18 protein-coding genes are annotated in these 18670 nt (G+C 71.9%); 15 read left to right on the top strand and 3 right to left on the bottom strand.

The window, feature by feature from the left end:
• Nucleotides 1-54 precede the first annotated feature (54 nt).
• The 9 genes from CP978_RS06820 (at nt 55) to CP978_RS06780 (ending at nt 7569) form a co-directional block, all read left to right on the top strand.
• Nucleotides 55-657, top strand: coding sequence for a riboflavin synthase (locus tag CP978_RS06820; protein WP_043438441.1), 603 nt, complete (start codon nt 55-57; stop codon nt 655-657).
• A complete protein-coding gene (locus CP978_RS06815; RefSeq protein ID WP_043438438.1) occupies nt 654-1298 on the top strand; it encodes a nicotinamide mononucleotide transporter family protein in 645 nt (214 codons plus the stop codon). The genes CP978_RS06820 and CP978_RS06815 overlap by 4 nt, the downstream gene beginning before the upstream one ends.
• Nucleotides 1295-2740 carry a GTP cyclohydrolase II gene (ribA, locus tag CP978_RS06810; protein WP_079162044.1) on the top strand — a complete coding sequence of 482 codons (1446 nt, stop codon included), beginning with the start codon at nt 1295-1297 and terminating at the stop codon, nt 2738-2740. Before CP978_RS06815 ends, ribA begins: the two co-directional genes overlap by 4 nt.
• Before the next feature lie 19 nt (nt 2741-2759).
• Complete coding sequence (gene ribH, locus CP978_RS06805) at nt 2760-3245, top strand: 6,7-dimethyl-8-ribityllumazine synthase (RefSeq protein WP_043438436.1); 486 nt, start codon at nt 2760-2762, stop codon at nt 3243-3245.
• 34 nt (nt 3246-3279) lie between these two features.
• The gene (locus CP978_RS06800) at nt 3280-3552 is read left to right on the top strand and encodes a phosphoribosyl-ATP diphosphatase (RefSeq protein ID WP_043438434.1); all 273 of its coding nucleotides are present in this window, start codon (nt 3280-3282) and stop codon (nt 3550-3552) included.
• A 49-nt stretch (nt 3553-3601) separates the two neighbouring features.
• Nucleotides 3602-4450 carry an ATP phosphoribosyltransferase gene (hisG, locus tag CP978_RS06795; protein ID WP_043438432.1) on the top strand — a complete coding sequence of 283 codons (849 nt, stop codon included), beginning with the start codon at nt 3602-3604 and terminating at the stop codon, nt 4448-4450.
• 14 nt (nt 4451-4464) lie between these two features.
• Nucleotides 4465-4920: a PH domain-containing protein gene (locus tag CP978_RS06790; protein WP_043438431.1), complete on the top strand. Its 456-nt coding sequence runs from the start codon at nt 4465-4467 to the stop codon at nt 4918-4920.
• Nucleotides 4921-5143: 223 nt separating this feature from the next.
• Entirely contained in the window at nt 5144-6481 is a 1338-nt protein-coding gene (locus tag CP978_RS06785) for a hemolysin family protein (RefSeq protein ID WP_150478158.1), read from the top strand.
• On the top strand, nt 6478-7569 hold the full coding sequence (locus CP978_RS06780; protein WP_043438430.1) for a hemolysin family protein: 1092 nt from the start codon (nt 6478-6480) through the stop codon (nt 7567-7569). The genes CP978_RS06785 and CP978_RS06780 overlap by 4 nt, the downstream gene beginning before the upstream one ends.
• Before the next feature lie 105 nt (nt 7570-7674).
• Here the strand turns inward: CP978_RS06780 and CP978_RS06775 are convergent, their stop codons facing one another.
• Together CP978_RS06775 and CP978_RS06770 are read right to left on the bottom strand one after the other, a co-directional pair.
• The gene (locus tag CP978_RS06775) at nt 7675-9531 is read right to left on the bottom strand and encodes an AAA family ATPase (protein WP_043438428.1); all 1857 of its coding nucleotides are present in this window, start codon (nt 9529-9531) and stop codon (nt 7675-7677) included.
• A gap of 434 nt (nt 9532-9965) precedes the next feature.
• Entirely contained in the window at nt 9966-10586 is a 621-nt protein-coding gene (locus CP978_RS06770; protein ID WP_079162043.1) for a uridine kinase family protein, read from the bottom strand.
• Between the two features lie 401 nt (nt 10587-10987).
• Between CP978_RS06770 and CP978_RS06765 the strand changes: the two genes are divergently transcribed.
• The 4 genes from CP978_RS06765 (at nt 10988) to CP978_RS06750 (ending at nt 14889) form a co-directional block, all read left to right on the top strand.
• Nucleotides 10988-12346, top strand: coding sequence for a C39 family peptidase (locus CP978_RS06765; RefSeq protein WP_043438426.1), 1359 nt, complete (start codon nt 10988-10990; stop codon nt 12344-12346).
• 185 nt (nt 12347-12531) lie between these two features.
• Nucleotides 12532-12678, top strand: a complete 147-nt coding sequence (locus tag CP978_RS06760) for an SCO1431 family membrane protein (protein ID WP_311775010.1) — start codon at nt 12532-12534, stop codon at nt 12676-12678.
• Between the two features lie 67 nt (nt 12679-12745).
• On the top strand, nt 12746-13507 hold the full coding sequence (locus CP978_RS06755) for a TetR/AcrR family transcriptional regulator (RefSeq protein ID WP_079162042.1): 762 nt from the start codon (nt 12746-12748) through the stop codon (nt 13505-13507).
• A gap of 182 nt (nt 13508-13689) precedes the next feature.
• Entirely contained in the window at nt 13690-14889 is a 1200-nt protein-coding gene (locus tag CP978_RS06750) for an acyl-CoA dehydrogenase family protein (protein WP_043438424.1), read from the top strand.
• 458 nt (nt 14890-15347) lie between these two features.
• Here the strand turns inward: CP978_RS06750 and CP978_RS06740 are convergent, their stop codons facing one another.
• The gene (locus tag CP978_RS06740; RefSeq protein WP_043438422.1) at nt 15348-15776 is read right to left on the bottom strand and encodes a hypothetical protein; all 429 of its coding nucleotides are present in this window, start codon (nt 15774-15776) and stop codon (nt 15348-15350) included.
• A 291-nt stretch (nt 15777-16067) separates the two neighbouring features.
• Between CP978_RS06740 and CP978_RS06735 the strand changes: the two genes are divergently transcribed.
• Nucleotides 16068-16508 carry an Lrp/AsnC family transcriptional regulator gene (locus tag CP978_RS06735; protein ID WP_043438421.1) on the top strand — a complete coding sequence of 147 codons (441 nt, stop codon included), beginning with the start codon at nt 16068-16070 and terminating at the stop codon, nt 16506-16508.
• Nucleotides 16509-16574: 66 nt separating this feature from the next.
• A complete protein-coding gene (locus CP978_RS06730) occupies nt 16575-18191 on the top strand; it encodes an amidohydrolase (RefSeq protein ID WP_043438419.1) in 1617 nt (538 codons plus the stop codon).
• Nucleotides 18192-18670 lie beyond the last annotated feature (479 nt).

Genomic DNA, 18670 nt, shown 5'->3' with positions numbered 1-18670 from the left:
TCGTCATGACAGGCCCCGGAGTCCGTGCCCTATGAGGCAGGAGGACCCGGGAAAGTGTTCACCGGAATCGTCGAAGAGCTGGGTGAGGTCACCGCCGTCGAGAACCTCGGCGACGCCTCCCGCTTCCGGCTCCGTGGACCCGTCGTCACCGAGGGCGCCGGACACGGGGACTCCATCGCCGTCAACGGCGTCTGTCTCACGGTCGTGGAGCACGAGGGCGACGAATTCACCGCCGACGTCATGGCGGAGACCCTCAAGCGCTCCAGCCTCGGTGCCCTCACGGTCGGCTCCCGGGTCAACCTCGAACGCCCCACCGCGGTCGGCGCGCGCCTCGGCGGGCACATCGTGCAGGGCCATGTCGACGGCACCGGCACCGTACTGGAGCGCGAGCCCTCCGAGCACTGGGAGCTGGTCACCCTCTCGCTCCCCGCGGAGCTGAGCCGCTATGTGGTCGAGAAGGGTTCCATCACCGTCGACGGCATCAGCCTCACCGTGGTCGAGGCCGGCTCCGACCGCTTCACCGTCAGCCTCATCCCGACGACCCTCGCGCTGACCACCCTGGGCATCAAGCAGCCCGGCGACCCGGTCAACCTCGAGGTCGACGTCATCGCCAAGTACGTCGAGCGTCTGCTGGCCGGTCAGGGGGGCACCCGGTGAACTGGCTCAACTCCGATGCCTTCACCCTGCTGGACCAGGACATCAAGTGGTCGGACATGACCGGCAACGTGATCGGACTGCTCGGCCTCGCCCTCGGCTGGCGGCGTTCGCTATGGAGCTGGCCGGTGCAGTTCCTGTCCGGCGTCATCCTCTTCGCGGCCTTCGCCACGGCCCATCTCTCCGGCAGCGCCGGCAAACAGGTCGTCGTCATGGTCGTCGCCGTCTACGGCTATCGGCAGTGGCACCGCGGCAAGCAGCAGGGCGAGGACGGTCATATCGCCGTACGGTTCGCCACCTGGGGCGAGCGCGCGGCCCTGCTGGGCGCCGCGGCCGTGGGCACCCTCGCGGTGGCGGGCCTGTTCACCGCCTATCCGAAGCTGTCCTGGGACCCCTGGCCGGACGCGTACATCTTCGTCGGCACCGTCGTCGCCATGTACGCCCAGGCCCGCGGCATGGTCGAGTTCTGGTTCGCCTGGCTGCTGGTCGACGTCGTGGGCGTCCCGCTCAACTTCGCCAACGGCTTCGCCTTCTCCGGCTTCGTCTACATCGTCTACGGCGCGCTCGTCCTGTGGGGCATGCGCGACTGGTGGCTGCGCTCCCGCCGGAGCACGCGGCCCGTCCTGGAAGGAGCGCCGGCATGACCGCCAGCCCGTCGCCCAGCACCGCCCCCACCGAAACACTCCCCGTGCCGGGCGGGCCCCGTCGCGACGTCCCCCCGTCGCCCGTCCTCCCCGGTGTGGACCGTGTCGAGGAGTTCGCGCTCGACCCGGTCGAGCGGGCCGTCGCCGACATCGCGGCCGGCCGGCCCGTCGTGGTCGTCGACGACGAGGACCGGGAGAACGAGGGCGACCTCGTGATCGCCGCCGAGAAGGCCACCCCCGAGATCGTCGCCTTCATGATGAGTGAGTGCCGCGGGCTGATCTGCGCCCCCATGGAGGGCGGCGAACTCGACCGGCTCCGGCTCCCGCAGATGGTCGAGAACAACACCGAGTCGATGCGCACCGCGTTCACCGTGTCCGTGGACGCGAGCGGCGCCCACGGTGTGACCACCGGCATCTCCGCCGCCGACCGCGCCACCACCCTGCGGCTGCTCGCCGGGGGAGAGGCGGGCCCCGGTGACTTCGTCCGCCCCGGCCATGTCTTCCCGCTGCGGGCCAGGACCGGCGGAGTGCTGGTGCGCAACGGCCACACCGAGGCCGCCGTCGACCTGGCCCGGCTCGCCGGACTGCGCCCGGCCGGCGCCATCGTGGAGATCGCCGGCGAGGACGGCCGTATGCTGCGGCTTCCGGAGCTCGTCCCGTTCGCCCGCAAGCACGGTCTGACCATCATCTCGATCGAGGATCTGATCGCTTATCGGCGCTTCCTGGAGGCCTCGATCCCCTCCCCGCTGTCGGCCTCGACCGGTCGGGCCGGTCTCCGGGACCCGCAGGAGCAGGAGGCGCCCGTGTCCGAACCCACCGTTCACCGTGAGGCGGAGGTCTCTCTGCCCACCGCCTTCGGCGCGTTCACGGCGTACGGCTACCGCTCCACCGTCGACGGGGTCGAGCATGTCGCCCTGGTGCACGGCGAGATCGGCGACGGCGAGGACGTCCTGGTGCGCGTCCACTCCGAGTGCCTCACCGGCGATGTCTTCCGTTCCCTGCGCTGCGACTGCGGCCCCCAGCTGGAGGCGTCCCTGGAGCGCGTCCAGGCGGAGGGCAGGGGAGTGGTGGTGTATCTGCGCGGCCACGAGGGACGCGGCATCGGACTGATGTCCAAGCTGCGTGCGTACGAACTGCAGGAGCGCGGACGCGACACCCTGGACGCCAACCTGGAGCTGGGCCTGCCCGCCGACGCCCGGGACTACGCCGCGGGCGCCAGGATCCTGGCGGACCTCGGGGTGCGCAGCCTGCGGCTGATGACCAACAACCCCGACAAGACCGAGGCTCTGCTCCGGCACGGCTTGAAGGTCACGGCACGGGAGCCGATGCCCGTGCAGGCGGGCGAGCACAACCTTCCCTATCTGCGCACCAAGCGCGACCGGATGGGACACGACCTGCCCTGGCTCGACACGCCCGCCGTGTCCGCCTGCGGCAACCAGTAAGAGAACACCGAGGAGAGACGTGAGCGGCAAGGGTGCACCGGAGCTGTCGGTACGCAATGTGAGCGATCTGCGGGTCGCCGTCATCGCGGCCCAGTGGCACGAGAAGGTGATGGACGGTCTGGTGGAGGGAGCCCTGCGCGCCCTCGGGGAACTGGGTATCGACGAGCCGACCCTGCTGAGGGTCCCCGGCAGCTTCGAGCTGCCGGTCGCCGCCAAGGTCCTGGCGAGCCGCGGCTATGACGCGATCGTCGCCCTCGGCGTCGTCATCCGGGGCGGCACACCGCACTTCGACTATGTGTGCCAGGGAGTCACCCAGGGCCTGACCCAGGTCTCCGTGGAGACCGGCGTCCCCGTCGGATTCGGGGTGCTCACCTGCGACACCGAGGAGCAGGCCCTGGACCGCGCCGGCATCGAGGGATCCACCGAGGACAAGGGGCACGAGGCCGTGACGGCCGCGGTGGCCACCGCGGCCACACTGCGCTCGGTGTCCGAGCCCTGGCACTGAGGCACCGACCGGAGCGCGTAGGGTAAGCAACACCATGTCCAAGAAGACGTTCGAGGAGCTGTTCACCGAGCTCCAGAAGAAGGCCGCCCAGGGCGACCCGGCCACCTCCCGCACCGCCGAACTGGTCGGCAAGGGCGTCCATGCCATCGGCAAGAAGGTCGTCGAGGAGGCCGCGGAGGTCTGGATGGCCGCCGAGTACGAGGGCAAGGACGCGGCCGCCGAGGAGATCTCCCAGCTGCTGTACCACGTCCAGGTGATGATGGTGGCGCGCGGGATCTCCCTGGACGACGTCTACGCGCACCTCTGAGCCGTATATCGCACACCCGTACCACCGACGAACGAAGGAAGCCGACCTCATGCTGCGCATCGCCGTCCCCAACAAGGGTTCCCTGTCCGGCCCTGCGGCGGACATGCTGCATGAGGCCGGCTACCGGCAGCGCAGAGAGTCCAAGGAACTCCGGACCGTCGACCCGGTGAACGAGGTGGAGTTCTTCTACCTCCGCCCCCGCGACATCGCGATCTATGTCTCCTCCGGCCGCCTCGACATCGGCATCACCGGCCGGGACCTGCTCATCGACTCGGGCGCCAACGCCGAGGAGATCCTGCCGCTCGGCTTCGCCCGCTCCACGTTCCGCTTCGCCGGCAAGCCCGGCACCGTCGGCTCCCTCGAGGACCTCGCGGGCAGGACGGTCGCCACCTCCTACGAGGGCATCGTCGCCAAGCACCTCGCGGACAGCGGCGTCGACGCCTCCGTCGTCCACCTCGACGGTGCCGTCGAGACCGCCATCGAGCTGGGGGTCGCCGAGGTCATCGCGGATGTCGTCGAGACCGGCACCTCGCTGCGCAACGCCGGACTCGAGGTCTTCGGCGAGCCGATCATGAAGTCCGAGGCGATCGTGGTCCGCCGCACCGGCGCCGACGTCGAGGAACCCAAGGTCCAGCAGTTCCTGCGCCGCCTCCAGGGCGTCCTGGTGGCCCGGACCTACGTGATGATGGACTACGACTGCCGGGTCGAGCAGCTCGAGAGGGCCGTCGCGCTCACCCCCGGCCTGGAGTCCCCGACGGTCTCCCCGCTGCACAACGAGGGCTGGGTCGCCGTCCGCGCCATGGTCCCGGCCGACCAGGCCCAGCGGATCATGGACGACCTCTACGACATCGGGGCCCGGGCCATCCTGACCACGGCCATCCACGCCTGCCGCCTCTGAGGAACCGTACGCCGATGCCGGACCTGCCCACCCTTCCCGTCACCTTCCGGCCGGGCCGCACCCGAGTGGTGCTGCTGAGCGCCGGAGCCGCGATCTTCGTGGTGATAACCGCCGTCGCGGTGCTGCTGGAGCAGCTCAGCAGCGGAGAACGGCTCAGTTTCGTCCTCACCGGGGCGCTCCTGTGCGGAGTGCTGCTGCTGCTCGCCCGGCCCAAGGTGGTCGCCGACGAGACCGGGGTCACCGTCGTCAACATCGCCAGCCGGCGCCGGCTGGACTGGGCGGAGATCCTCCGGGTCAATCTGCGTCCGGGTGACCCCTGGGTGTTCCTCGACCTCAGCGACGGCACCAGCCTGCCCGCCCTCGGCATCCAGCCGGGCATCGCCAAACAGCGGGCGATCGAGGACGCACGGACCCTGAGGGCACTCACCGAAATCCGCTCCACGGCCGATCCGGAGCGGCATCAGGACTGAATCGGGGCCGCCGCCCCTGCCGCACAGGCCGATGTCTTGATTAATCTGGTGGAAGAGGCGCTTACACGGCGCCTCCGCCCCTGATGTCTCCGCCCGGTGCCCAGGGGCTCCTGCTAACCGAGGAGTGACTCCCTCCGGCGATGGACGGATCGTCCTGTAGTACCTGCGCCGCCCCCTGCCGACATAGCGCGGGCTCTGCCCGTGTTCACGCGGAGGCGGCCTCATGACCACCCCCCTGCTGCTCCTGGGAGCGGCGTTCCTGCTCATCCTGGCCAACGGCTTCTTCGTCGCGGCCGAATTCGGACTGGTGACGGTCGAGCGGCCCGACGCGGAGAAGGCCGCCGAGGCGGGCGACCGACGGGCCGGTACGGTCGTCGAGTCGCTCAAGGAGCTGTCCTTCCAGCTCTCCGGCACCCAGCTCGGCATCACCATCACCTCGCTGGTCGTCGGCATGCTCGCCGAACCGGCACTGGCCGAGCTGCTGCACGGCCCGTTCGCCGCGACCGGCATCCCCGCGGGCGCCGTCCGGGGCGTCGCCGTGGTCGTCGGCATGCTGTTCGCCTCGGCCGCCCAGATGGTGATCGGGGAACTCGTGCCCAAGAACTGGGCGGTGTCCAGGCCGCTCCAGGTCGCCCGCTTCGTCGCGGGCCCGCAACACCTCTTCTCGCGGTCGTTCCGGCCGGTGATCGCGGCCCTCAACGCGGTCGCCAACCGGGCGGTGCGCGCCCTGGGCGTCGAGCCCACCGAGGAGCTGGCCTCCGCCCGCACCCCCGGCGAGCTGGTCTCCCTGGCCCGGCACTCGGCGCGGGCCGGTGCACTGGAGCAGGACACCGCCGACCTGTTCGTGCGGACCCTGTCCCTCGGCGGGCTGACCGCCCAGCATGTGATGACCCCGCGGGTGAAGGTGAGCGCGCTCCAGTCCTCCGCCACGGCCGAGGACGTGGTCAACCTCACCCGGGCCACCGGACTGTCCCGCTTCCCCGTCTACCGGGAGAAGATCGACGAGATCATCGGCATGGTCCACCTCAAGGACGCCCTCGCGGTGCCCTCGCGGGAACGGCTGCGCACCACCGTGACCCGGATCGCCCAGCCGCCGCTGCTGGTCCCGGAGAGCCTCCCCGTGCAGCCCCTGCTGGGGCGCCTGCGCAACGAGCAGCCCATCGCCGTGGTCGTCGACGAGTACGGCGGCACGGCCGGTGTCGTCACCCTGGAGGACATCGTCGAGGAGCTGGTCGGAGAGGTCCGCGACGAGCACGACGGTCTCGATCTGCCCGAACTCGCCGTGGCGCCGCCCGAGGACGGCTGCCCCGCCTGGGAGGCCGACGGCAGCTGCCGGGTCGACATCCTCAAGCGGATAGGCCTGGACGTGCCGGAGGGCCCCTACGAGACCGTGGCGGGACTCGTCGCCGATCTGCTCGGCCGCATCCCCGCCCCCGGGGACCGGGCCGAGCTGCCGGGCTGGCGGCTGCTGGTCCGTGAGGTCGGTCACTACCGCGCCGAACGGGTCAGGCTCGTGAAGACCGCGGACGCCTCCGCGACGACCCTGGAGTCGGTGCGATGAGCCTGCTCCAACTGATGTTCGCCGGGCTACTGGTGCTGGCGAACGGGTTCTTCGTCGGCGCCGAGTTCGCGCTGGTGTCCGTGCGGCGCAGCCAGATCGAGCCGCTGGGCACCGCACAGGCCCGGCAGGTGCTCCACGGACTGGAACGGCTGCCGCAGATGATGGCCGCGGCCCAGTTCGGCATCACCGTGTGCTCGCTGACGCTGGGCGCGGTCGCCGAACCGACGGTGGCCCAGCTGCTGGAGCCGGTGTTCACGGCGGTCCATGTCCCCGCCGGGATGGTCCATCCGCTCGGCTATGTGATCGCGCTCGCCGCGGTCGTCTTCTTCCATCTGGTGATCGGCGAGATGGTGCCGAAGAACCTGGCGATGGCGGCGCCGGAGAAGACCGCGATCTGGCTGGGCCCGGGGCTGGTGGCCTTCGCCCGGCTGTGCTGGCCGGTGACGGTCGCGCTGAGCGCCTGCGCCAGGGTGATCCTCAGGCTGTTCCGGGTGGAGCCCAAGGACGAGGTCGAGGCGGTCTTCACCAGTGAGCAGCTCAACCAGCTGGTGGAGGACTCCGGTCAGGCGGGGCTGCTCGACCCCGAGGCGAAGGAGCGGCTGGAGGACGCGCTGGAGCTGGGGTCCCGCCCGGTGACGGACGTCCTGCTCGACCCCTCGCTGCTGGTGACCGTGGAGCCCACGGTGCTGCCCGCACAGGTGGTGGAGCTCACCGCGCGCACCGGGTACTCACGCTTCCCCGTGGCCGCCGGCAACGGCGCCTTCCTCGGCTATCTCCATGTGAAGGACGTCCTCGACCTGGAGGACTCCGAGCGTGCGGTGCCGCGGCAGCTGTGGCGGCCGATGACCACGCTCGCGGCGGACCTTCCGCTGGACGACGCGCTGACGGTGATGCGCCGGGCCGCCACCCATCTGGCCCAGGTGGCCGACGGCTCCGGCCGGGTGCTCGGACTGGTGGCTCTGGAGGACGTCCTGGAACTGCTGGTGGGCGAGGTCAGGGACCCGGCCCACCGGGAGGCCGGGGTGCCCGCGGCCAGGCCGGTGGAGTCCCGCTCCAGCGGGGCCCCTGAGGAGGCACTCGCGAGCTGAGGCCCACCCCGTGGACCGTGTCGGCCCGCCCGCCCTTCCGGGGCGGGCGGGCCGCTCCGAGTTTCTGTGCTCCTGTGCGACGCGGCGCGGGGGCGGAACCGGCGCTCAGATTCCCGGCGGGTCCTGCGGCCCCCGCCCCGACAGCACCTCCCCGTAGGACTGCATCAGGTCCGGGAGGCGCAGCGTCGACAGATCGTCCCGGGACGGTGTCCCCGGGTACCCCGTGAGCCGCAGATCTCGGTAGGCGCAGCTCTTCTCGTACAGCGTCCGCAGAAACCGCCCGTTGCCGAGCTCGTCGAGCCAGCCCTGGTCCACGACATGGCCGGCGATCGAGCGGAGCTCCTCCAGGGCCTCCTCGTCCCAACGGTCGCCGTTCTCCGCAGCCAGGACCTCGCCGATCGCGGTGAGCTCCGAGGGGCGGTACGACGGGAAGTCGACCCGGGTCGTGAAGCGCGAGGACAGACCGGGGTTGGCTGCCAGCAGCCGGTCCATGCCCTCGGGGTAGCCGGCCAGGATCACCACCAGGTGGTCGCGGTTGTCCTCCGCCCGCTTCAGCAGCACCTGGAGCGCCTCGTCGCCGTAGGCGTCGCCCTTGCCGTAACCGGAGTTGGACAGCGAGTAGGCCTCGTCCACGAACAGCACCCCGCCGATCGCGGAGTCGATCAGCTCGTTCGCCTTCACCGCGGTCTGGCCCAGATACTCGCCGACCAGGTCGGCCCGCTGGGCCTCCACCAGATGGTCGCCGCCGAGCAGCCCGAGGGCGTAGAAGACCCGGCCGAGGATCCGCGCCACTGTGGTCTTGCCGGTGCCGGAGGGGCCGGAGAAGACGAAGTGCCGTTTGGGCGGCTGTACGGGTAATCCCTGCTCCGCCCGCAGCCGGGCCATGTTCAACTGTGCCGACAACGCCTTGACCTGGCGCTTCACCGGCTCCAGACCGACCATGCGCTCCAGTTCGGCGAGCGCCTCCTCCAGCAGCGCCGGATCCGTCGGCCCGGTCGGCAGCGGCTGCGCGGGCAGCGCCGCCTTCTCGCGCACCAGGTCGCTCTGCGCCGGCAGCGCGCCCGGCGGCGGTTCGGGGTCGGAGAGTTTCACCTCCCGGCCCTCGGTGCCGAACAGCGGATCGAGACCGTCCGGACCGTCCAGCAGGTCACCGCCCCCGGTGAGCGCCATCGCGGTCAGGTCGGACGACTCGTCGTACCCGTCGCTCTCGGAGATCGCCGCGAGCCGGGCGGAGGTGTCCATGAACGCCGGGTCCACCCGGTGCACCGCCCGGTACAGGGGCAGCGCCGCCGCCGAACGGCCCGTGCCCTCATGGGCCCGGGCCAGCCAGTACCGCAGCTCCTTGCGCTGCGGCTGCTCGCTGCGACAGCGCATCAGGGCGGCGGCCAGCAGCGGTTCGGCGTGTCCGTACATCTCCAGGCGGACCCGGGCCATCCCCCCGAACAGCCCGGCCTCGATGCCCAGCATGGGATCGTCGATCAGCGGGTCGGTGTGCCGGACCAACTGTTCCCAGTCCTTGACGAGATAGGACCGGCAGGCGAGCAGAAAACGGACCTGGGGGTCGGTGTCGACGGGGGGCAGCCCCGCCAGCGCCCGGTCCAGCTCGGGCACATGGCGGCCGTCCAGCCAGTGCGAGGCGTGCGCCAGCAGCAGATCGCGCGGGCTCTCCAGCACCGGCTGCACCCACCAGCCCAGCCAGTACCAGGAGTTGAGCGTGCGCCGATGCCGCGAGCGCTGTTCCCCGAAGCGGTCCCGATGCCGGAACATCTGCAGCAGCGCGGTCGTCGTGTCGACGCGCAGCGCATGCAGCCCGAGCCAGCCGTCGGCCATCTCCGGATCCATCCGTACCGCGGTGCGGAACTCCTCCTCCGCCTGCGGATAGGCGCCCATCGTGTAGGCGTCGACGCCTCGCAGCCAGGCGAGGTCGGCCGGGGCTTTCGGGCCCCGCGTGCCGAAGTCCATCACGTCCCCCACAAACCGTGCCCCCGATGGTTCACCGCCGGGCAGGTGCCCGCCGGTCGCCTTGCTCGAACCGCTCTGTCGCAGACCGGAGTTGCGACGCCGTGCACAGACACGGCGTCCGAAGGTCACACGGGAGGCATCGTACCTGCGGGGGAGCGGCGCACCGAAGGGTGCCGCACGGGTCGTTCGACGAGGTGGGAGCAGACGGGGCGCACGGCGCCCGGTGACCGAGGGTGAGCGGATCATCCCCTCCGGGGTCCTCGGAGGGACACCGGGGCAGAACGAAGCCCCCGATCACGGGGGAACAACCGGGGGCTTCGCGTTCTGCGGGCGGCTTCCAAAGCCGCACATTGAGAACGTAAGTCCTGTACGGCTCCCGGGTCAAGCCGACGTGAAGCACTCAAGGAAGTTCTGAGACAAGGGTCTTCACAAGTTCAGCACACTGCCGATGGCCCGTCACTGTGGGTGAGAATCTGGTCCGGATCCGGAGCTGTCGCGAGTCCCGGACGCACCTCGTATCCCTCTGTCCTCTGACGCACCAGAAGATCTGCATACCGGCGCGAGGGATCCCCGGCGAAGTGCCGGCGCTCCTCCTGCGTCCACCGGTCCCAGAACGCGCGCTGTTCCTCGCCGTCCCGCGCCCGCCCGCGCGCCCAGGCCTCCTCGCGCGGCAGATCCATCCACAGCAGCCGCGCCAGCCGGGGGCGCAGGGCGCGGCGGCCGGCGCCGACACCCTCGAGCAGGATCACGGGAGCAGGGGGCAGCGCGCGCGCCGGGCCGAAGCGCCGGGTGCGCCAGTCGTAGGGGCGGTAGTGCGCGGTCTCCCCCCGGCCGAGCGGCTCGATCACCTCGCGCTGCAGCCGTTCCGTCCAGGTGAACAGTTCCTGATGGGTGGCGATGTCGTCCAGATGCAGCACGGGCGCGCCCTCGAGTGCGGCGGCCAGCCTCCCGGCGAAGGTGGACTTCCCGGAGCCCGCATGTCCGTCGACGCCGATGAGACGGACGGGGCCGCAGGACGGCGGCAGCCGCCGCAGACGGGAGGCGAGGGTGTGAATGGTGACTCCCGGGGGAGTGGGACAGGGGGCTGATCAGGGAGAACAGTGTACGGGGGCGCTGTGCCGCGGCCGGGCGGACGGCGGGCCCGAGGCCCGTCGGCTCCGGGCGAGGGGGCGGTGCCCGGAGGCGCGCTCCCGGACACGTCGCGGGGAGCGTCGCCACGCCGTCGGCCGTTCGGCGGTGGCCTTCCCTCCGGGGCGCGGCGGTGGGGAGGGGACCGTGCCGGTGCCCGCCGTACCGCTTCGCCCCAGGTCACGCCGGGGACCGGGACCCGGCCGGGGCGCGCCGGTGTCCGGGTGCTGGCAGAAGTCCAGTTGCGGCGGCCATAGTTGGCGCACACCATGCGTCTGAACCGCTGCTTCCGAACCGCTGCCTGTGGACCATTGGGGGTCACCCACCGATGACGAGAGCCTCAGAGCCGTCCCGCAGAACCGTCCTCTCCGCGGCGGTCGCCGCGGCCACCGCGGTCGGCGTCGCCGTCCCGGCGTTCGCGGCCACCCCGGCCGCCCGGCCCGCGAAAGCGTCCCCGGGGCTTGTGGACGACCATGCCTGGACCACCCACCCCGACTGGCGGAGCGGCACCGCACAGGGCGTGCGCCCCGTCGCCGGCACCCGCCCCGGGGTGGTGATCGCCACCCCTGCCGGCCGTACCGACTACACCGACCCGCACACCGGCAGGACCGCCACCTGGGAGTACGCCACCTGGACCTCCCCGGTGCACCGGCTGTCCGTCCCGGCCACGGAGGCCGTGGTCTCCTGGAACGCGCACACCCCCGCCGGCACCTGGCTGGGGATCGAACTGAAGGGCACCTACTCCGACGGCACCGTCACCCCCTGGTACGTGATGGGCCGCTGGGCGGCCGGCGACCAGGACATCAGGCGTACCTCCGTGGACGGCCAGACGGACGGCAGGAGCGCCGTTCAGACCGACACCCTCACCGTCGAGGACGCCGCCTCGGGGCTGCGTCTGGTGTCGTACCGGCTGCGGCTGACCCTCCACCGCAAGCCGGGCACCAAGCTGACCCCGACGGTGTGGCGGCTCGGGGCCATGGCCTCCGCCGTCCCCGACCGCTTCACGGTTCCCGCCAGCAAGCCCGGGCTCGCCAGGGAGCTGACCGTCCCGCGTTACTCGCAGGAGATCCACAAGGGCCAGTACCCGCAGTACGACAACGGCGGCGAGGCCTGGTGCAGCCCCACCTCCTCCCAGATGATCATCGAGTACTGGGGCCGGAAGCTCACCCCCGCGCAGCTGTCCTGGGTCGACCCCTCGTACGCCGACCCCCAGGTCTGTCACGCCGCCCGCTCCACCTACGACCACCAGTACCAGGGCTGTGGGAACTGGCCCTTCAACGCGGCCTATGCGGCGACCTTCCCCGACCTCCAGGGCGTGGTCACCCGGCTCTCCTCGCTCACCGATCTGGAGAAGCTGATCGCGGCGGGCATCCCGGCCATCACCTCGCAGTCCTTCCTCAGGGAGGAGCTGACCGGCGCCGGGTACGGCACCGCGGGACATCTGATGACCGTGATCGGGTTCACGGCCGACGGAGACGTGATCGCCAATGATCCGGCCTCGCCCGACGACGGGGCGGTGCGCCGCGTCTACCGGCGGCGCGAATGGGAGAACATCTGGCTGCGGACCAAGCGGTACAACGCCTCGGGCAAGGTCGTCTCCGGCACCGGCGGCGTCTGCTACCTCTATTTCCCGGTCCGTCTCACCCCGGAGCAGCGCACGGCGCTGGCCGCGGTGGGCATCCGCTGACCCGGCGAGCGAGCCGGCGCGGTCGCGGGGCCCCGGGGCGACCCGGGGCCCCGCCCTGTGAGCAAGGTCTCGGCCGCGGGGGTGCATTCCGGTGGCAAGGTGGACACATCGGCGGGGGGAGTCCAGCCGGGGGAGCCCGTCACACGGCCGCCGTACGGCCGTCCGACACCAGTGAGATGCATGCCATGACCGCCACCTCAGCCGTATTCGCCCGTGTCCGCGCCTGTACGGGCGGCCCGAAGGACGACGGCCCCAAGGTTCTCGAGCACATCGCGGGCTGGGCGCTCGTGATGGTCCTCGCGATGCTGGTCACCCAGGTCGGACTGCTGTGAGCTGACCCGTCGGCCGGCTCTGCCATACTGCGGATGTCTCGCCGTCAGTTGGAGGCTCGGGCCGACCTTGAACACCAGTGAACGGCGCGCCGCCGAAGGCCCCCGGAGGCGTGGTGCCGAAGGCCCGCGAGCGCGCGGTACCGACCGCTCCCTGGCGCGGCGTGCCGAACTCATCGCCATCGGGCGGAAGTTGTTCGCCGACACCTCCTATGACGCGCTGTCCATGGACGACATCGCCCGCCATGCCCATGTGGCCAAAGGGCTGATCTATTACTACTTCACCTCCAAGCGCGGCTATTACCTGGCCATCGTCGAGGACTCGGTGGCCGACCTCGTCACCTCCGCCGCGGGCGGCCTGGAACTGCCGCAGGCGGACCGGGTGCACCGCACCATCGACCGCTATCTGCGGTACGCCGAACACCATCAGGCCGCCTATCGCACGATCGTCAGCGGCGGCGTGGGGTTCGACGCCCAGGTGCAGGCCATCCGGGACGGGGTGCGCGAGGCGATCGTCGTCACCATCGCCGAGGGCGCCTACGGCCGCAGCGATCTCTCCCCGCTGGCGCGGACGGGTCTTTTCGGCTGGGTGTGCAGCGTGGAGGGCGCGACCCTCGACTGGATCGCCCGCCCCGAGCTGTCCCGCGACGCCCTGTGCGGCCTGCTGGTGAAGACGCTCGGCGGCACCCTGCGCGCCGTCGAGGAGCTCGACCCCGCATTCGTGGCGCCCTCGCCGGCCCGCCGGGACCCTGACCGCGGAGGCGCCGGGGAACGGGCCGGTGACGCGGTGGCTGGGACCAATGTGGGCATGCTGCGCCCTTTCTTGAAGTAAGCGCTCGTTAACCGGTGACGCGGTGCCTCCGATCGGGCATACTCCAAGCGCCACAACCGCTGGTCAGCCGCCTCCGAGACCCGGAGCAGCGAGCATCGGCCAGACCCGGTGAGACCCCGGCGGAGCCGCCCCACCCAAGGCGCCTCTCCGCCGATGTGCCCAACAGGGAGGAGAGCGTCGCCATGCCCGACCGCGCCCCGCAGCAGGTGGACCGGCAACTGCCCACGGACGAGGCCAGGGAACTGATCTCGCTCGTCCGCGACATCGCGCAGCACGAGATCGCCCCGAAGGCGGCCGAGGAGGAGGACGCCGGACACTTCCCGCGTGAGGTCTTCCGGCTGCTCTCCGCCTCAGGACTGCTCGGCCTGCCCTACGACACCGAGTACGGCGGCGGGAATCAGCCGTACGAGGTCTACCTCCAGGTCCTGGAGGAGCTGGCCGCCGCCCGGCTCACCGTGGGACTCGGCGTCAGCGTCCACACACTCGCCTGCCACGCCCTCGCCCAGTACGGCACCAAGGAACAACAGGCCGAACACCTGCCCGCCATGCTCGGTGGCGGTCTGCTGGGCGCCTACTGTCTGTCCGAGGCCTCGTCCGGATCGGACGCGGCGTCCCTGCGGACCAGGGCCGTGCGCGAGGCCGGGAGCGCCCCCGGCGCCGAGCACGGCGGGGACTGGTCGATCACCGGCACCAAGGCGTGGATCACCCATGGCGGGATCGCCGACTTCTACACCGTGATGGCGCGCACCGGCGAGCAGGGCCCGCGCGGGATCACCGCGTTCCTGGTGCCCGGCGACGCCGCCGGGCTGAGCGGGGCCGCGCCCGAGAAGAAGATGGGCATGAAGGGCTCGCCCACCGCACAGGTCCACTTCGACCAGGTGCGGGTGTCCGACGAGCGGCGCATCGGCGAGGAGGGCCAGGGCTTCGCGATCGCCCTGTCCGCGCTGGACTCCGGGCGCCTCGGCATCGCGGCCTGTGCCATCGGCGTGGCGCAGGCGGCCCTCGACCAGGCCCTCGGGTACGCGAGCGAACGGCGGCAGTTCGGCCGTCCGATCTCGGACTTCGAGGGGCTGCGCTTCATGCTCGCCGACATGGCCACCCAGATCGAGGCGGGCCGCGCGCTGTATCTGGCGGCCGCCCGGCTGCGGGACGCCGGACTGCCGTTCTCCAAGCAGGCCGCCATGGCCAAGCTGCACTGCACCGACACGGCGATGAAGGTCACCGTCGACGCCGTCCAGGTGCTCGGTGGCTACGGCTACACCGCGGACTTCCCCGCCGAGCGCTTCATGCGGGAGGCCAAGGCGCTGCAGATCGTCGAGGGGACGAATCAGATCCAGCGGATGGTCATCGCCCGTCACCTGGCAGGTCCCGAGACCCGCTGAGCCGTCCGCCCGCACCGGTCGGGGGAGCGGTCAGACGCGCCCACTCCGGGTCATGGCGCCCCGGCAGTGTGCGCCCGCGGTCGGCCCAGGACCGCATCAGTGCGCGATAGATGGGCGGGTCCTGGTGCTGCGGCGGCGGAAGCGTGGCCACCGGTGCCGGGACGAACACCCGTCGCCGCAGCGCGGTCGCCGCATACGTGGCAGTCATACAGGGGGAACGCCCGCACCCGCGCCCGGGTCACCGGGGCGGCTCATCGCGAGTGAGTTCCCCTGGGGGCTCGTACGGGGCATGCCGCGCGTCACCTCCCCGCCCGGTCCACCGTGCCGGAGAGGTGTGGGCGCTCGGTTCCCGTACCGCGACGGCCCGCGTGTCGGGGCGCGGGGCGTGAGGGGCGACGGGAGCGGGCAGAGGCGGCCTGATGCGGCGCTCGGAGGCGCTCCGCGGGTGCGGTGTCGGGTCAGGCGGCCCGGCGCCGCATCGCCGGCATCTGCATCGGGCGCGAGCCGGGCCCGCCGACGTGCGAGAACGGCTGCATCCGCCAGTGCAGCCCCTGGGGAAGCGTCAGCAGCAGGGCCGTGTCCTGCTCCTGGGGCGCCGCGGACTCGTCCGCGGACCGGGCGTCGGCCGCCGCGCGGCCCGTGCCGGGGCAGACCGTGAGACCGAACGGGTTCCACGGCGAGGCGCACAGCGCGTGCTCCGGCAGGATCTCCTCGTCCGCCAGGAGCGCGATGGGCTGCGCGCAGTCCGGGCAGATCACCCGGTACATCTCGAAGGTGTCGTAGGCGTCGAACTCGTCGGCGACCTCGGTGTCCTCAGGCTCCACGAGCGCGACGACCGCCTGCTGCCGCTTGGACGCGGTACGACCAGGGCGCTTCAGACTGTGCATGGGATTCTCCCCCTCGGGCTGGGCGGGCGAGGCGCTGTGGCCTCGACCACAGCAAGCACTTCCCGCCCCGACTCGGGGGTAATCACGAGGACATCACGAAGCCTGTTCGAAACCTGTGGCGTTGGTCACATGCCGCTCGCAGATGCCGGATGCGACGGCCGGGCGGCGCGGCCGGCACATCGCTCCGGAGGGCGCGGACCGCACGTTCGCCGGATCATGCGGCACACACCGGGCATGACCTGCGTCGCCCGGCTGTCCCAGGGGTCCGGGAGCCCTGTAGGTTCTAGCGCCATGGAGGAGCTGGACCGACAGATCGTGCAGCTGCTCGTCGAGGACGGGCGGATGAGCTACACCGACCTGGGCAAGGCCACGGGCCTGTCCACGTCGGCCGTGCACCAGCGGGTACGCCGGCTGGAGCAGCGCGGTGTCATCCGCGGATACGCTGCGGTCGTCGACCCGGAGTCCGTCGGTCTGTCGCTGACCGCCTTCATCTCGGTGAAGCCCTTCGACCCCAGCGCCCCCGACGACATCGCCGAACGCCTCGCCGGCGTCCCGGAGATCGAGGCCTGCCACAGCGTCGCGGGCGACGAGAACTACATCCTCAAGGTCCGCGTGGCCACCCCCCACGAGCTGGAGGAACTGCTGGCACGCCTGCGCAGCCTGGCGGGTGTCTCCACGCGGACGACGGTGGTGCTGTCCACGCCCTACGAGGCGCGCCCGCCCCGTGTCTGACCGGCCCGCGCGGCATCCGGCGGACCTGCCTGCCGGGCGGCCCGGGCGAGGCGCGAGACTGGTGCCATGAACGAGCGCACCGCCCCCTCGCAGACCGTCCTGCTGCGCCGGGGAGAAGTCCACAGCCCCGCCGACCCCTTCGCGACCGCCATGGTCGTCGAGCGCGGACAGATCGCCTGGGTGGGCTCCGAGGGTGCCGCGGACGCCTTCGCGGACGGCGTGGACGAGGTCGTGGACCTGGACGGCGCGCTCGTCACCCCGGCCTTCACGGACGCCCATGTGCACACCACCTCCACCGGTCTGGCCCTCACCGGGCTCGATCTGTCCGGGGCGGCCTCCCTGACGGCGGCCCTCGACCTGGTCCGTGCCTTCGCCGCCGCCCGTCCGCACGACCGGGTCCTGCTCGGACACGGCTGGGACGCGGCCCGCTGGCCCGAGCGGCGGGCGCCGCGGCGCGACGAGCTGGACGAGGTCACCGGGGGCCGTCCGCTCTACCTCAGCCGGATCGATGTCCACTCGGCCGCCGTCACCACGGCTCTGCTGGACCTGGCGCCGGGCGTGCGCGACCGGGCCGGGTTCAGGGACGGGGAACCGCTCACCCGGGACGCCCACCACGCCGTGCGCGCCGCCGCGTTCGCCGCCGTGACCCCCGAGCGGCGCACCGAGGCCCAGCGTGCCGCCCTCGCGCACGCCGCGTCCCTCGGTATCGGTTCGCTCCATGAGTGCGCGGGGCCCGAGATCTCCTCCCCGGACGACTTCACCGGGCTGCTGCGGCTGGCCGCCGAGGAGGACGGGCCCCGGGTGGTGGGCTACTGGGCGGACCAGGATGTGGACAGGGCGCGGGAGCTGGGCGCGGTCGGCGCCGCCGGTGATCTGTTCGTCGACGGTTCCATCGGTTCCCACACCGCATGTCTGTGCGAGCCGTATGCGGACGCCGCCCACACCGGTGTCTCCTACCTGGACGCCTCCGCCGTGGCCGCGCATGTCGTCGCCTGCACCGAGGCCGGGCTGCAGGCGGGCTTCCACGCCATCGGCGACGCCGCCCTCACCGCCGTGACCGAGGGCGTGCGCGCCGCCGCCGAGAAGGTCGGTCTCGCCCGGGTGCGCGCCGCGCGCCACCGGGTCGAACACGCCGAGATGCTCACCCCGGAGACCGTCGCGGCCTTCGCCGAACTCGGTCTGACCGCCTCCGTCCAGCCCGCCTTCGACCGCCTGTGGGGCGGCGAGGCGGGCATGTACACCGAGCGCCTCGGCGTCGAGCGGGCCCGCACGCTGAACCCGTTCGCGGCCCTGCTGCGGGCCGGGGTCCCGCTCGCCTTCGGCTCCGACAGTCCCGTCACCCCGCTGGACCCGTGGGGCACCGTCCGGGCGGCCGCCTTCCACCGCACCCCCGAGCACCGGGTCTCGGTGCGGGCCGCGTTCACCGCGCACACCCGGGGCGGCTGGCGGGCCGTCGGCCGGGACGACGCGGGCGTGCTGGTGCCGGGCGCCCCCGCGGACTACGCGGTCTGGCGTACCGGCGAACTGGTCGTCCAGGCGCCCGACGACCGGGTGGCGCGCTGGTCCACGGACCCCCGTTCCGGCACCCCGGGACTGCCCGATCTGAGCCCGGGCACCGACCTCCCGGTCTGCCTGCGGACCGTGGTCGCCGGCCGCACGGTGTTCGTGCGGCCGGGCGAGTGATCTCCGGGACCGGTACGGCGGCCCTTCCTCGTCGCGCGATCCGTGTGTCCTCGGCCCTGACCAGGGCATCGGCGGCATCTCCGCAGATCGGGCGGCTGTTGACAGCGAGGCGCAGGGGGCCGGTAGGTTCGGCCGGGTCCACCGCCGGACGTCCGACCGGGGAACCTCTGCGCAGTCGCCGGAGCGCCGCTGGGTCAGGGATGGTGTGCCGTACCGGCGCATCACCACTGGGAGCCAGGCTCAGCGCCCGCGCTACGGCGAGGGCATGTTCCGGTCGGTCGGCAGTGTGTGACCCGGGTGGGGCCCGGACGTCCAGTAGACAACGGCTTTCGGTCGACCCGCAGCCAGCGGGTCCCAGGTCGGCCCGAAGGGCGCCGGGCCCCGACCGCAGTGCGGGGGCGCACTCTTACCCGACTCTTGAGGAATCGACACCCCCCGTATGCACGCACTGCCACGTCGGCGCAGACCGGGGCCATTAT

This window comes from Streptomyces nodosus, assembly GCF_008704995.1.
GTDB lineage: Bacteria > Actinomycetota > Actinomycetes > Streptomycetales > Streptomycetaceae > Streptomyces > Streptomyces nodosus.
Note: the sequence above shows the minus strand (reverse complement) of the source record. Positions and strands in the feature narration are given on the sequence as shown.

What these genes read in the sequence shown, in the direction of transcription:
- CP978_RS06800 (WP_043438434.1), top strand. Translation starts at nt 3,280, where the DNA reads ATGTCCAAGAAGACGTTCGAGGAGCTGTTCACCGAGCTCCAGAAGAAG.
- hisG (WP_043438432.1), top strand. Translation starts at nt 3,602, where the DNA reads ATGCTGCGCATCGCCGTCCCCAACAAGGGTTCCCTGTCCGGCCCTGCG.
- CP978_RS06740 (WP_043438422.1), bottom strand. Translation starts at nt 15,776, where the DNA reads ATGCACAGTCTGAAGCGCCCTGGTCGTACCGCGTCCAAGCGGCAGCAG.
- CP978_RS06785 (WP_150478158.1), top strand. Translation starts at nt 5,144, where the DNA reads ATGACCACCCCCCTGCTGCTCCTGGGAGCGGCGTTCCTGCTCATCCTG.
- CP978_RS06750 (WP_043438424.1), top strand. Translation starts at nt 13,690, where the DNA reads ATGCCCGACCGCGCCCCGCAGCAGGTGGACCGGCAACTGCCCACGGAC.
- CP978_RS06780 (WP_043438430.1), top strand. Translation starts at nt 6,478, where the DNA reads ATGAGCCTGCTCCAACTGATGTTCGCCGGGCTACTGGTGCTGGCGAAC.
- CP978_RS06765 (WP_043438426.1), top strand. Translation starts at nt 10,988, where the DNA reads ATGACGAGAGCCTCAGAGCCGTCCCGCAGAACCGTCCTCTCCGCGGCG.
- CP978_RS06760 (WP_311775010.1), top strand. Translation starts at nt 12,532, where the DNA reads ATGACCGCCACCTCAGCCGTATTCGCCCGTGTCCGCGCCTGTACGGGC.
- ribA (WP_079162044.1), top strand. Translation starts at nt 1,295, where the DNA reads ATGACCGCCAGCCCGTCGCCCAGCACCGCCCCCACCGAAACACTCCCC.
- CP978_RS06730 (WP_043438419.1), top strand. Translation starts at nt 16,575, where the DNA reads ATGAACGAGCGCACCGCCCCCTCGCAGACCGTCCTGCTGCGCCGGGGA.
- CP978_RS06790 (WP_043438431.1), top strand. Translation starts at nt 4,465, where the DNA reads ATGCCGGACCTGCCCACCCTTCCCGTCACCTTCCGGCCGGGCCGCACC.
- CP978_RS06775 (WP_043438428.1), bottom strand. Translation starts at nt 9,531, where the DNA reads ATGGACTTCGGCACGCGGGGCCCGAAAGCCCCGGCCGACCTCGCCTGG.
- CP978_RS06735 (WP_043438421.1), top strand. Translation starts at nt 16,068, where the DNA reads ATGGAGGAGCTGGACCGACAGATCGTGCAGCTGCTCGTCGAGGACGGG.